The following is an 11,920-nucleotide window of genomic DNA, read 5'->3' on the forward strand; positions in this document are numbered from 1 at the left end:
TAACCACCCCAACGCCGCCACCCGCTTTCACTAGTTGTTCGTGTTGTTACTCGGGGTGCTCTGCCGCCCCCCCCCCCCCCCCGCCCCCCCCCCCCGCCGGCGGCGCGCGGCGATCGTGTCTGCAAGATCGCGTAAGTCCGTGATGGGACAGTCTGGCCGAAGGCTCGGCCTCGGGTCCTCTGGCCAGGCGGGACGGACACGTCATGGCGGACAGAGAACCGGTCGCCTCGGCGGCCGAGGATGTGTTGGTCGACGAGGTCGTCGAGCGGCTGATGGACCGCGCCGACGCCTCGGGGGCGGCCCTGCTGGGTGAAGGCGGGCTGCTGACGGAAATCACCAGGGCCGTGCTGGAACGGGCCCCGGAAGCCGAGATGACTCAGCACCTCGGCCATGAGATGCACCATCCGCAGGACGCGGGTCAGACAACTCCCGCAACGGCGAATCGCCCAAGACCGTGCTCACCGATGCCGGGGCGGTCACGGTCGCGGTGCCCGGAGACCGCGACGGCGACTTCGAACCGTAGGTGGTGCCGAAGAACGCCCGGCGGCTGGCAGGCTTCAACGACCGCGTCCTGTCGCTGTACACGCGCGGCATGTCGGTTCGGGACATCCGCTCGCACCTGGCCCAGATCTACGGGGCCGAGGTCAGTCCGGACCTGATCAGCAAGGTCACCGACGCGGTCGTCCAGGAGCAGATCCACCCGAAGGCGCGCGACGCCAACCACGGCGCTGACACGAGATCGCCGACACGTCCCCCTACGGGCGAGTCGCTCCGTGCTCCAGGTAGACGGTCGCGGACTGCGTCCTGGCGACGCAGGCGGCGTGGACGCGGCGGGCGAGGCGCGGGATGAGGAGTGCGTCGAGCTGGTCGGTGGCGTGGAAGGCGTACTCGCCGATCTCGACCTGGTCGACGGTGATGTCGTCGAGTTCGTCGGCGGGGAGGACGCCGCCGTCGAAGACGAAGAGGAGCTTGTCGCCCTCGGCGGGGTGGGGTGCCCAGTCGGCGACGAGCAGGCGGCCGATCGGCGGGGTGATGCCGAGCTCCTCCTTGACCTCACGGGCGGCGCCCTCGCTCGGGGCCTCGCCGGCATGCAGGTAGCCGCCGGGGATCTCCCAGCCGGGCTTGTAGGTCGGCTTCACGAGGAGGACACGGTCGTCCTCGTCGAAGAAGAGCACGCCGGCGGCGGTGCGGGGCTGGGCCACGACCTCGTGGGACTGGGAGTCGCTCATGGCGACGACTGTAACCGCCCAGCCGCGTCACGCGACGATCTGGAGCCGCTGCGCGACGCCTGCCAGCAAGTAGCCGGGTTTGCCGCGCTGTTGGCGGACCCAGTTGGTCACCAGGTGTCGGGGGATGAAGTGGTAGCGGACTTGCTCGGGGGCCAGCTCCTCGGCGTCCAGTACGAGGGCGAGGGCCTCGTCCATGCGGCTCTGCGCGCTGTGGGCGCGGGCGATATCGAGTGCGTGCCGTACTCGGCGTTCGAGCGGCAGGGTCGAGGAGTCCACGCGCGGACCTTGGTCGAGGGCGATCTGGACGTCGCCGAGCTCCATGGCGGTCGAGATCCGGTGGATGGCCACGTTGGTGGGCCCGAAGGCCGTCCACATGTGGTTGGCGTCGTGGCCGAGGCGCCGCGCCGCCCGCCTCGTCCGGGCCGGTGTCGTCCACGAGCGGGCGATCTCAGCTGTGCTCGGCCGCCAGGTGTCATGACCGAAAGCGCGAGGGACAGCTACAGTTCGGCGCAAGTGTCCGGGCGGGCCTGCTCCGACTGGGCTTTCCTTCGCCGCTCCACAGCTTCAAGCGCCCTTACCACAGCGACGCACTCACCTGGGGTGTGCATGCAGTAGGGACAGCCATCAACATCCCCGAAGGTCTGCTGTTCGCCGGTGAGCTCGGCGCGCGACCCTGTGCAGCGCGTCCTTCACCATCGGCCAGTCGTTGCATGTGGGGCAGGCTCCTTCGCTCACCGCCCCACGCCACCGAACAGGAAGCAGGCCACCATGCAGCACCGCGTCCGCGCCGTCCTCCTCACCCCGAACGACACCATGTTGCTGATCAAGCGCATCCGACCCGGCACCGACCCGTACTGGGTGATCGTCGGCGGCAAGATCGAGCCCACTGACGCCAGCCCCGAGGACGCCCTGCTGCGCGAGGTCCGCGAGGAGATCGCCGGTGAGGCCGAGATCGTCAGTCTCCTCCACACCGTCGAAACCGACGGCGAGCGCCAGGACTTCTACCTCGCCACCATCGAGAAGTGGAGCTTCGAGGACCGCACCGGGCCCGAGTTCAGCCAGGAAGGCCGAGGCGAGTACCTCTTGGAGGAGATCCCTCTCACCAGCGAGGCCCTCGACGCGGTCAACCTCCTGCCCAGCGAGTTCGCCACGGTCCTCCACGAGGCCGTCGAACGCGGGGACCTCCTCGCCGCCGGGTAACCGCAACCCGGTAGTCGCATCAGCGCACTGGATGCCACAAAAACTCACGCAGCGTCAAGTGTCGTGGCACGTTCAGTAATCCAACCGAAAACAGGTGCCCCCGGCAGCGCGCCAACACCCCGGGGTCCGGCAACATGAGCTGACACTCCCGATGCGCGTCCATCGTCGTCGTCCCGCATACGCCGCCGCCTGAGCCACGTCGTCCCACCGATCCGCAGGGGCTCCGGCGGGTACGTCGTCGCCCTACCCCATCAGCGCCGCGTGCCGCCCGGCCGGACGACACGCGGCCAAGCCCGGGGCGGGCACCCGCCAGCAGGCGGGTGGGGGGTGGATGGTGGGGAACGGCGGTGAACCTGCTCGACGAAGCAGATCACGCGCGGGTGTTCACCCGGCGGCGGGCGAAGCGGAGACGCGGAGACGCCGCCGCCCGGAGTCCCGGGCAGCGGCGTTCCGTACGGCGGGCCTCAGACGTTGAAGCCGAGGGCGCGGAGCTGGTCGCGGCCGTCGTCGGTGATCTTGTCGGGGCCCCACGGCGGCATCCAGACCCAGTTGATGCGCAGGTCCTGCACCAGGCCGTCGGTGGCCGTCTTGGCCTGGTCCTCGATGACGTCGGTCAGCGGGCAGGCCGCCGAGGTGAGCGTCATGTCGATGGTGGCCACGTCGGACTCGTCGATGTGGATGCCGTAGATCAGGCCCAGGTTGACGACGTCGATGCCCAGTTCGGGGTCGACGACGTCCATCAGGGCCTCGGTCAGGTCCTCGACCGAGACGGTGCCGGCGGTGGTGCCGACGATGACGGTGCCGGTCTGCTGCTCCGCAGCGGGGGCCTCGGTGCCGGTGGTGGTGGTGGTGCTCTCGTCACTCATGGTCTTGTCCTCCTCTGCGGGGTCAGTCGTTCACGGCGGGGTTGTGGGCGAGCGCCTGGGCGGTGGCGTCCTTCCAGGCCATCCAGCTGAGCAGGGCGCACTTGACCCGGGCCGGGTACTTGGAGACGCCGGCGAACGCGACCGCGTCCTCCAGCACCTCCTCGTCGCCCTCGCCCTGACCCTTGCTCTGCATCAGCTCCAGGAAGGCTTCCTGGACCGCCTGCGCCTCGCCCACGGTCTTGCCGACCACCAGGTCGTTGAGCACCGAGGCGCTCGCCTGGCTGATCGAACAGCCCTGCGACTCGTACGAGACGTCGGTGACGGTGGCGCCGTCGAGCTTCACCCGCAGGGTGATCTCGTCGCCGCACGTCGGGTTGACGTGGTGCACCTCGGCGTCACCGTCCCGCAGCCCCTTGCCGTGCGGGTTGCGGTAGTGGTCCAGGATGATGTCCTGGTACATCGAGTCGAGCTTCATGGTCGTCCTGCCCCGTCCCTCAGCCGAAGAAGTTCCGGACGTGGTGCAGGCCGTCGATCAGCGCGTCGACCTCGCCCGGCGTCGAGTACAGATAGAACGACGCCCGCGTGGTCGCCGGAATTCCGTACCGCAGGCACACCGGCCGCGCGCAGTGGTGGCCGACGCGCACGGCGATGCCCTGCTCGTCCAGCACCTGGCCCACGTCGTGCGGGTGGATGTCGCCGAGGGTGAAGGAGATCGCGGCACCGCGGTCCACGGCCGTGCGCGGCCCGATGATCCGCAGGTCCGGGACCTCCAGCAGCCGCTCGACGGCGTACTCGGTGATCGCGTGCTCGTGCGCCGCGATTTTCTCCATGCCGATGCCCTGGAGGTAGTCGATGGCCGCGCCGAGCCCGACCGCCTGGGCGATCGGCGGGGTGCCGGCCTCGAACTTGTGGGGCGCCGGGGCGTAGGTGGACGAGCCCATGGTGACGGTCTCGATCATCTCGCCGCCGCCGAGGAACGGCGGGAGGTCCTCCAGCAGCTCCTGACGGCCCCAGAGCACGCCGATGCCGGTCGGGGCCAGCATCTTGTGGCCGGTGAAGGCGACGAAGTCGGCCTCCAGCGCCTGCACGTCCAGCACCATGTGCGGCGCGGCCTGCGAGGCGTCGATGACGACCAGCGCGCCGACCGACTGGGCCTTGCGGACGATCGTCTCGACCGGGTTGATCGTGCCGAGCAGGTTGGAGACCAGGGTGAAGGAGACCACCTTGGTCTTCTCGGTGATCAGCTCGTCGATGTTCGACAGGTCGAGCCGACCCTCGTCGGTCAGCCCGAACCACTTGAGCTTCGCGCCGCTGCGCTGCGACAGCAGCTGCCACGGGACGATGTTGGAGTGGTGCTCCATCTCCGTGATGACGATCTCGGAGTCGGCGTCCACCCGGTAGGGCTCGTCGGCCCAGGCCAGCATGTTGGCGACGAGGTTGAGCGACTCCGAGGCGTTCTTGGTGAAGATCACCTCGTTGCGGCTCGGCGCGTTGACGAAGGCCGCGACCTTGTCCCGGGCGCCCTCGTACAGCGCCGTGGCCTCCTCGGCGAGCACGTGCACGCCGCGGTGGACGTTGGCGTTGTGCCGCTCGTAGTAGGCGTTCAGGGCGTCCAGCACCTGACGCGGCTTCTGCGAGGTGGCCGCGTTGTCCAGGTAGACCAGCGGCTTGTCGTCGTGCAGCACCCGCTGGAGGACCGGGAAGTCCTTGCGGATCGCGTCGGTGTCGAGCAGTCCCGCAAACGGATGGGTCACTCGGACGCGCCCCCCTTCACATACGACTCGTAGCCCTCTTCCTCCAGCTTGTCGGCCAGCTCGGCGCCGCCGGACTCGACGATGCGGCCGCCCGCGAAGACGTGGACGTGGTCGGGCTTGATGTACCGCAGGATGCGGGTGTAGTGGGTCACCAGCAGGGTGCCGACCTCACCGGTCGAGCGGACCCGGTTGATGCCCTCGGAGACGACCCGCAGCGCGTCGACGTCCAGGCCGGAGTCGGTCTCGTCGAGGATCGCGATCTTCGGCTTGAGCAGCTCCAGCTGGAGGATCTCGTGGCGCTTCTTCTCACCGCCGGAGAAGCCCTCGTTGACGTTGCGCTCGGCGAAGGCCGGGTCCATCTGGAGGGCGGCCATCGCCTCCTTGACCTCCTTCACCCACAGCCGCAGCTTGGGGGCCTCGCCGCGGACGGCGGTGGCGGCGGTGCGCAGGAAGTTGCTGACCGAGACTCCGGGGACCTCGACCGGGTACTGCATGGCCAGGAAGACGCCGGCCTTGGCGCGCTCGTCGACGGACATCTCCAGGACGTCCTCGCCGTCCAGCAGCACCGAGCCGCCGGTGACGGTGTACTTGGGGTGGCCGGCCAGCGAGTAGGCGAGGGTGGACTTGCCGGAGCCGTTCGGACCCATGATGGCGTGGGTCTCGCCCTGCTTCACGGTCAGGTCCACGCCCTTCAGGATCTCGCGCGGGCCGTTCTCGGCGTCCACGGAGACGTGCAGGTCGCGGATTTCAAGGGTTGCCATGTGTACTCAGGACTCCTGGTTGACGGAGACGAGCACATCGTCCCCTTCGATCTTTACGGGGTAGACAGCGACCGGCTTGGTGGCGGGCAGGCCGGACGGCTTGCCGGTGCGCAGGTCGAAGCTGGAGCCGTGCAGCCAGCACTCGATCATGCAGTCCTCGACCTCGCCCTCGGAGAGCGAGACGTTCGCGTGCGAGCAGGTGTCGTTGACCGCGAACACCCCCTCGTCGGTGCGGACGACGGAGACCGGCACGCCGTTGAGGTCCACGCGCTTGGGAACGTCCTCCTGGAGGTCGCTCAGCGCGCAGGCACGGAGGAAGGTCATCGCGTTCAGACCGCCGATTCCAGCTCGGCGTCGATCTTCTCCATGAGCTGGTCCTGGACCTCGGCCACGCCGATCTGCTGGAGCAGCTCGGCGAAGAAGCCGCGCACGACCAGGCGGCGCGCCTCGTCGGCCGGGATGCCGCGGGCCTGCAGGTAGAACAGCTGCTCGTCGTCGAAGCGGCCGGTCGCCGAGGCGTGGCCGGCGCCGACGATCTCGCCGGTCTCGATCTCCAGGTTCGGGATCGAGTCGACCCGGGCGCCGTCGGTGAGCACCAGGTTCCGGTTGAGCTCGTAGGTGTCGGTGCCGACCGCGGCGGCGCGGATCAGCACGTCGCCGACCCAGACCGCGTGCGCGTCCTGGCCCTGGAGCGCGCCCTTGTACGCCACGTTCGACCGGCAGTGCGGCGTGTCGTGGTCGATCACCAGGCGGTGCTCCAGGTGCTGGCCGGCGTCGGCGAAGTAGAGGCCGAACAGCTCGGCCTCGCCGCCGGGGCCCGCGTAGGCGACCCGCGGGTGCAGGCGGACCAGGTCGCCGCCGAAGGTGACGACCACGGACTTGAAGGAGGCGTCCCGGCCGATCAGCGCGTTGTGCTGGGCGGCGTGGACGGCGTCGCGCTCCCAGTCCTGCACGGAGACGAAGGTGAGCTTGGCGCCCTCGCCGACCAGCAGCTCGACGTTGGCGGCCCGGGTGCCGGTGCCCTCGTGGTTCAGCACCACGACGGCCTCGGCGAACGGCTTGACGTCGATCACCACGTGGGCGAAGCGGACGCCGCCCTCGCCGCGCACGTCGATCCTGACCGGCTCGGCCAGCACCGACTCCTTGGGGACGGTGACCACCAGTGCCTGCTCGAAGGCGCTGAACGCCTGCGCGGCGACCCGGTCGACCGGCTTGCCGGCCTTGCCCAGGCGGGCGTCGTCCCGGCCGACGGTCTCGGCGGTGACGCCGTCCGGCAGCGTGAACTCGACCTTGTCCTCACCGCGCGGGGCGGAGGCGGCGGTGCCGTCGTGCAGCCCGCCGAGGCGGTGCAGCGGGGTGAACCGCCAGTCCTCCTCGCGGCCGGTGGGCACCGGGAAGTCGTTCACGTCGAAGGACGGCTTGACCGCGACGCGCGCGTCGATCGGCTGCTGGACCGCGGTGCGGCCGGTGCCGGGGCCGGCGAGCTGCGCGCCCGCGCCGGCGGTGCCGACCTCGATCGACCCGGCGGTGGTGGAGCCGGTGGTGTTCTGCTCAGCCATGGCTGTTCGTAGTGCTCTCTTCCTCGGAAATGAGTGGACGGCGGCGGCGGCCTGGGGTCAGCCGACCGCGCCCTCCATCTGCAGCTCGATCAGCCTGTTGAGCTCCAGCGCGTACTCCATCGGCAGCTCGCGCGCGATCGGCTCGACGAAGCCGCGGACGATCATCGCCATCGCCTCGAACTCGGTCAGGCCGCGGCTCATCAGGTAGAAGAGCTGGTCCTCGCTGACCTTGGAGACGGTCGCCTCGTGGCCCATGGACACGTCGTCCTCGCGGACGTCCACGTACGGGTAGGTGTCCGAGCGGGAGATGGTGTCCACCAGCAGCGCGTCGCACAGCACGTTGGACTTGGCGCCCTTGGAGCCCTCGCCGATCTCGATCAGGCCGCGGTAGGAGGTCCGGCCGCCGCCGCGCGCCACCGACTTGGAGACGATGTTGGAGGAGGTGTTCGGCGCCATGTGCACCATCTTCGCGCCGGCGTCCTGGTGCTGGCCCTCGCCCGCGAAGGCGATCGACAGGGTCTCGCCCTTGGCGTGCTCGCCCATCAGGTAGACGGCCGGGTACTTCATGGTGACCTTGGAGCCGATGTTGCCGTCGACCCACTCCATGGTCGCGCCCTCGTACGCCACGGCGCGCTTGGTGACCAGGTTGTAGACGTTGTTCGACCAGTTCTGGATGGTCGTGTAGCGGCAGCGGCCGCCCTTCTTGACGATGATCTCCACGACCGCCGAGTGCAGCGAGTCGGAGGAGTAGATCGGGGCGGTGCAGCCCTCGACGTAGTGGACGTAGGCGTCCTCGTCGACGATGATCAGCGTCCGCTCGAACTGACCCATGTTCTCGGTGTTGATCCGGAAGTAGGCCTGGAGCGGGATGTCCACGTGCACGCCCTTCGGCACGTAGATGAACGAGCCGCCGGACCACACGGCCGTGTTCAGCGCGGCGAACTTGTTGTCGCCGACCGGGATCACGGTGCCGAAGTACTCCTTGAAGATCTCCGGGTGCTCGCGCAGCGCGGTGTCGGTGTCCAGGAAGATGACGCCCTGCTCCTCCAGGTCCTCACGGATCTGGTGGTAGACGACCTCGGACTCGTACTGGGCGGCGACACCGGCGACCAGGCGCTGCTTCTCCGCCTCCGGGATGCCGAGCTTGTCGTAGGTGGCCTTGATGTCCGCGGGCAGGTCCTCCCAGGACTCGGCCTGCTTCTCGGTGGAGCGGACGAAGTACTTGATGTTGTCGAAGTCGATGCCGGAGAGGTCGGAGCCCCAGGTCGGCATGGGCTTCTTGCCGAACAGCTTCAGGCCCTTGAGCCGCAGGTTCAGCATCCACTCGGACTCGTTCTTCTTCGCCGAGATGTCGCGGACGACCTCCTCGCTGAGCCCGCGCTTGGCCGCGGCACCGGCGGTGTCCGGGTCGGCCCAGCCGTACTCGTAATTGCCGAGGCCTTCGAGCTCGGGGTGCGAAACGGTGTCAGTCATGCGAGCTTCCTAACGCGCGGACGCTGAATCTTCGGTGGACGTACCGGCAGTCGGCACTGCATCGGAGCCGCGTCCCGCCGGGGGCTGGGCGGGCGACGATGCGGCACCGGGTGCCGGCACATAGGTGGTGCAGACCCCGTCGCCGTGGGCGATCGTGGCCAGCCGTTGCACATGGGTGCCCAGGAGCCGGGAGAAGACCTCGGTCTCCGCCTCGCAGAGCTGCGGGAACTGCTCGGCGATGTGCGCGACCGGGCAGTGGTGCTGGCAGAGCTGGGCGCCCGCCGGGGCCTTGGCCGCGGCCGACGGGACACGCCGCACCGTGGCAGCGTACCCGTCCGCGCTCAGCGCCTGGGCCAGCGCCTCGGTGCGTTCCCCGGCGGCGGCCAGGCGCAGGGCCTCCAGGTACTTCTCGGCCTGCTGGCCGAACCGGGCGCGGGCGAAGGCGGCGACCGCCTCCTCCCCCGCCTTGCCGCCGCCCACCGAGTCCGCGATCCAGCGCAGCGCGTCGGCGGCGAGCTGGTCGTACGCCTGGTAGAAGGCGTCCCGGCCGGCGTCGGTGAGGGCGAAGACCTTGGCCGGACGGCCCCGGCCGCGGCTTCCGTAGACCCGCTGTTCGCGGGACTCGACCAGACGGGTGGCGACCAGCCCGTCGAGGTGGCGGCGGACGGCGGCGGCGGTGAGGCCGAGCCGGTTCGCCAGGTCGGCGGCGGAGGAGGGGCCGTGGTCCAGGATCGACCGGGCGACCCGGTCCCGGGTGGCCCGGTGGCCCTCCAGCAGCACCTCGGCCGCCGTCACGGGCACGTCGCAGGAGGAGGCCGTCTCGGCCTCCTGCTGCTGGGCGTGCTCGCGCATGTTTTTCACAACACCAGTGTTGCGTAATTCCTTCCGTCGGGACAACCCGTGATCCAGGCCTCACCGGTGTCATCTGTCACGCAGGTTAGCCTTACCTGACCTGCGAAAACGATCATCGAGCCGCCGTCCGGCCCGCGCGTCAGGCCCTCTTACACTCGCCGGTATGCACTCCGAACCCGCGGTCCAGATCGCCGGGCTGGTCAAACGCTACGGCGACAAGCTCGCGGTGGACGGCCTCGACCTCACCATCCCGGCCGGCGCGATCACCGCCGTCCTCGGCCCCAACGGCGCCGGCAAGACCACCACCATCGAGACCTGCGAGGGCTACCGCCGCCCCGACGCCGGCACCGTCCGGGTCCTCGGCCTCGACCCGGTCGCCCGGAGCGCCGCGCTGCGGCCCCGGATCGGCGTCATGCTGCAGTCCGGCGGCGTGTACGCGGGCGCGCGCGCCGTCGAGATGCTGCGGCACACCGCCAAGCTGCACGCCCACCCGCTGGACGTGGACGCCCTGGTCGAGCGCCTCGGCCTCGGCTCCTGCGGCCGCACCGCCTACCGGCGGCTGTCCGGCGGCCAGCAGCAGCGGCTCGCCCTGGCGATGGCCGTGGTCGGCCGCCCCGAGCTGGTCTTCCTGGACGAGCCCACCGCGGGCCTCGACCCACAGGCCCGGCGGGCCACCTGGGAGCTGGTGCGCGACCTGCGCCGGGACGGCGTCACCGTGGTCGTCACCACCCACCACATGGACGAGGCCGAGCAGCTCGCCGACCGGGTCGCCGTCGTGGACCGCGGCCGGGTGATCGCCGACGGCACCACCGAGGAGCTGTGCCGCGGCGGCGCCGAGGACTCCCTGCGCTTCGACGGCCCGCCCGGCCTCGACCTCGGCCCGCTGCTCAAGGAGCTGCCCGAGGGCGCCGCGGCCACCGAGACCGCCCCCGGCAGCTACCGCGTCGAGGCGCCCGTCGACCCGAAGCTGGTGGCCACCGTCACCGGCTGGTGCGCGGCCTCCGGCGTCCTGCCCGAACGGCTGTCCGTCCAGCGCCGCAGCCTGGAGGACGTCTTCCTCGACCTGACCGGACGGGAGCTGCGCTCGTGAGCGAACGGAGTGAGGGAACCATGACCGCCGCCACGACCGACTACTCCCCCGCGCCGGGCCCCGCGCCCGTCGGCCGGATGCTGCTCGCCCAGACCGCGTTCGAGACCCGGATGCTGCTGCGCAACGGCGAGCAGCTGCTGCTCACCGTGGTCATCCCGACCGTGCTGCTGGTGCTGTTCTCCGCCGTGGACGTCGTCGCGGTCGAGGGCCCCGGCCAGCGGGTCGACTTCCTGGCGCCCGGCCTGCTGGCGCTGGCCGTGATGTCCACCGCCTTCACCGGCCAGGCCATCGCCACCGGGTTCGAGCGCCGCTACGGCGTCCTGAAGCGGCTCGGCGCCAGCCCGCTGCCGCGCTGGGCGCTGCTGACCGCCAAGACCGGCTGCGTCCTGGTGACGGAGGCGCTGCAGGTGGCGCTGCTGTCGGTGATCGCGCTGGCCCTCGGCTGGTCCCCGCACGGCGACCCGTTGACCGTCGCCGCGCTGCTGGTCCTCGGCACCGCCGCGTTCTCCGGGCTCGGCCTGCTGATGGCCGGCACCCTGAAGGCCGAGGCCACCCTGGCCGGCGCCAACCTGGTGTTCGTCCTGCTGCTGCTCGGCGGCGGGGTGATCGTGCCGCTGACCAGGTTCCCCGAGGCCGTGCGGTCGGTGCTGGAGCTGCTGCCGATCTCGGCGCTCTCGGACGGCCTGCGGTCGGTGCTCCAGAACGGTGCCGGGGTGCCGTGGGCCGACCTCGGCGTCCTGGCCGGCTGGTCGGTGCTCGGCCTGGCCGCGGCCGCCCGCTTCTTCCGCTGGGAGTAGGTCGGCGGGTACCGACGCACGACGCCCCCCGGCCGCCTTGGGCCGGGGGGCGTCGTGGTCATCGGGCCGGGGTGTCAGCTCTCGCTGCCGCCGCGGCGCTTGCGGGCGAGCAGGACGAGCGCGCCGCCGACCAGCAGCACGCCGCCGCCGGCCGCCGCGATGATCGGGGTCGAGTCGCTGCTACCGGTCTGGGCGAGCGCCGGCGCGCTGGTGGTGGGCGTCGGGGTCGGCGTCGGGGTCTTGCTCGGGGTGGGCGTGGCCGACGGGGTCGGCGTGGCCGGGGGCGTGGTCGACGGCGTGGGGGTCGGGGTCGCGGTCGCGGTCGGCGTCGGCGTCGGG

At 70.7% G+C, this 11,920-nt stretch carries 14 protein-coding genes and 1 pseudogene; 4 read left to right on the plus strand and 11 right to left on the minus strand.

Annotated features, from left to right (window positions below; genetic code table 11):
• The first annotated feature begins 454 nt into the window (after positions 1-454).
• A pseudogene (locus tag ACIQOV_RS08565) lies at positions 455-850 on the plus strand (transposase).
• Here ACIQOV_RS08565 and ACIQOV_RS08570 read toward each other — a convergent pair.
• Positions 756-1,229, minus strand: a complete 474-nt coding sequence (locus tag ACIQOV_RS08570) for an NUDIX domain-containing protein (RefSeq protein ID WP_401046408.1) — start codon at positions 1,227-1,229, stop codon at positions 756-758. The pseudogene ACIQOV_RS08565 and the gene ACIQOV_RS08570 overlap by 95 nt on opposite strands.
• A 27-nt stretch (positions 1,230-1,256) precedes the next feature.
• A complete protein-coding gene (locus ACIQOV_RS08575; RefSeq protein ID WP_401046410.1) occupies positions 1,257-1,604 on the minus strand; it encodes a hypothetical protein in 348 nt (115 codons plus the stop codon).
• 393 nt (positions 1,605-1,997) lie between these two features.
• Here ACIQOV_RS08575 and ACIQOV_RS08580 point away from each other — a divergent pair, with 393 nt between their 5' ends.
• A complete protein-coding gene (locus tag ACIQOV_RS08580) occupies positions 1,998-2,429 on the plus strand; it encodes an NUDIX domain-containing protein (protein WP_401046412.1) in 432 nt (143 codons plus the stop codon).
• 464 nt (positions 2,430-2,893) lie between these two features.
• Here the strand turns inward: ACIQOV_RS08580 and ACIQOV_RS08585 are convergent, their stop codons facing one another.
• Genes ACIQOV_RS08585 through ACIQOV_RS08620 form a run of 8 tightly spaced genes read right to left on the minus strand, consistent with a single transcriptional unit; the run spans position 2,894 to position 9,694 of the window.
• Complete coding sequence (locus ACIQOV_RS08585; RefSeq protein WP_401046415.1) at positions 2,894-3,295, minus strand: metal-sulfur cluster assembly factor; 402 nt, start codon at positions 3,293-3,295, stop codon at positions 2,894-2,896.
• Between the two features lie 22 nt (positions 3,296-3,317).
• Complete coding sequence (sufU, locus tag ACIQOV_RS08590) at positions 3,318-3,770, minus strand: Fe-S cluster assembly sulfur transfer protein SufU (protein ID WP_359905310.1); 453 nt, start codon at positions 3,768-3,770, stop codon at positions 3,318-3,320.
• Between the two features lie 19 nt (positions 3,771-3,789).
• Positions 3,790-5,049 carry a cysteine desulfurase gene (locus ACIQOV_RS08595; RefSeq protein WP_359905307.1) on the minus strand — a complete coding sequence of 420 codons (1,260 nt, stop codon included), beginning with the start codon at positions 5,047-5,049 and terminating at the stop codon, positions 3,790-3,792.
• The gene (sufC, locus tag ACIQOV_RS08600; RefSeq protein WP_359905304.1) at positions 5,046-5,810 is read right to left on the minus strand and encodes a Fe-S cluster assembly ATPase SufC; all 765 of its coding nucleotides are present in this window, start codon (positions 5,808-5,810) and stop codon (positions 5,046-5,048) included. Before sufC ends, ACIQOV_RS08595 begins: the two co-directional genes overlap by 4 nt.
• Positions 5,811-5,816: 6 nt before the next feature.
• Positions 5,817-6,134 carry a bifunctional 3-phenylpropionate/cinnamic acid dioxygenase ferredoxin subunit gene (locus tag ACIQOV_RS08605; RefSeq protein ID WP_359905302.1) on the minus strand — a complete coding sequence of 106 codons (318 nt, stop codon included), beginning with the start codon at positions 6,132-6,134 and terminating at the stop codon, positions 5,817-5,819.
• Positions 6,135-6,139: 5 nt separating this feature from the next.
• Complete coding sequence (sufD, locus tag ACIQOV_RS08610; RefSeq protein ID WP_380548927.1) at positions 6,140-7,369, minus strand: Fe-S cluster assembly protein SufD; 1,230 nt, start codon at positions 7,367-7,369, stop codon at positions 6,140-6,142.
• A 57-nt stretch (positions 7,370-7,426) separates the two neighbouring features.
• Positions 7,427-8,842, minus strand: a complete 1,416-nt coding sequence (gene sufB / locus ACIQOV_RS08615; protein ID WP_359905296.1) for a Fe-S cluster assembly protein SufB — start codon at positions 8,840-8,842, stop codon at positions 7,427-7,429.
• A gap of 9 nt (positions 8,843-8,851) precedes the next feature.
• Complete coding sequence (locus tag ACIQOV_RS08620; protein WP_401046430.1) at positions 8,852-9,694, minus strand: helix-turn-helix transcriptional regulator; 843 nt, start codon at positions 9,692-9,694, stop codon at positions 8,852-8,854.
• Positions 9,695-9,857: 163 nt separating this feature from the next.
• Between ACIQOV_RS08620 and ACIQOV_RS08625 the strand changes: the two genes are divergently transcribed.
• Entirely contained in the window at positions 9,858-10,784 is a 927-nt protein-coding gene (locus tag ACIQOV_RS08625) for an ABC transporter ATP-binding protein (protein ID WP_401046422.1), read from the plus strand.
• A gap of 20 nt (positions 10,785-10,804) precedes the next feature.
• Positions 10,805-11,581, plus strand: coding sequence for an ABC transporter permease (locus ACIQOV_RS08630; RefSeq protein WP_401046425.1), 777 nt, complete (start codon positions 10,805-10,807; stop codon positions 11,579-11,581).
• 74 nt (positions 11,582-11,655) lie between these two features.
• Here ACIQOV_RS08630 and ACIQOV_RS08635 read toward each other — a convergent pair.
• A partial coding sequence (locus tag ACIQOV_RS08635) for an LAETG motif-containing sortase-dependent surface protein (RefSeq protein WP_401046428.1) occupies positions 11,656-11,920 on the minus strand: 265 nt, incomplete at its 5' end.

The sequence above is a fragment of the Kitasatospora sp. NPDC091257 genome, from assembly GCF_044757675.1.
Classification (GTDB): Bacteria; Actinomycetota; Actinomycetes; order Streptomycetales; family Streptomycetaceae; genus Kitasatospora; species Kitasatospora lactacystinica.

Coding starts and splice junctions, on each gene's coding strand:
- ACIQOV_RS08580 (WP_401046412.1), top strand. CDS start 1,998: ATGCAGCACCGCGTCCGCGCCGTCCTCCTCACCCCGAACGACACCATG.
- ACIQOV_RS08585 (WP_401046415.1), bottom strand. CDS start 3,295: ATGAGTGACGAGAGCACCACCACCACCACCGGCACCGAGGCCCCCGCT.
- ACIQOV_RS08625 (WP_401046422.1), top strand. CDS start 9,858: ATGCACTCCGAACCCGCGGTCCAGATCGCCGGGCTGGTCAAACGCTAC.
- sufC (WP_359905304.1), bottom strand. CDS start 5,810: ATGGCAACCCTTGAAATCCGCGACCTGCACGTCTCCGTGGACGCCGAG.
- sufD (WP_380548927.1), bottom strand. CDS start 7,369: ATGGCTGAGCAGAACACCACCGGCTCCACCACCGCCGGGTCGATCGAG.
- ACIQOV_RS08630 (WP_401046425.1), top strand. CDS start 10,805: ATGACCGCCGCCACGACCGACTACTCCCCCGCGCCGGGCCCCGCGCCC.
- ACIQOV_RS08570 (WP_401046408.1), bottom strand. CDS start 1,229: ATGAGCGACTCCCAGTCCCACGAGGTCGTGGCCCAGCCCCGCACCGCC.
- ACIQOV_RS08620 (WP_401046430.1), bottom strand. CDS start 9,694: ATGCGCGAGCACGCCCAGCAGCAGGAGGCCGAGACGGCCTCCTCCTGC.
- ACIQOV_RS08605 (WP_359905302.1), bottom strand. CDS start 6,134: ATGACCTTCCTCCGTGCCTGCGCGCTGAGCGACCTCCAGGAGGACGTT.
- sufB (WP_359905296.1), bottom strand. CDS start 8,842: ATGACTGACACCGTTTCGCACCCCGAGCTCGAAGGCCTCGGCAATTAC.
- ACIQOV_RS08575 (WP_401046410.1), bottom strand. CDS start 1,604: ATGTGGACGGCCTTCGGGCCCACCAACGTGGCCATCCACCGGATCTCG.
- sufU (WP_359905310.1), bottom strand. CDS start 3,770: ATGAAGCTCGACTCGATGTACCAGGACATCATCCTGGACCACTACCGC.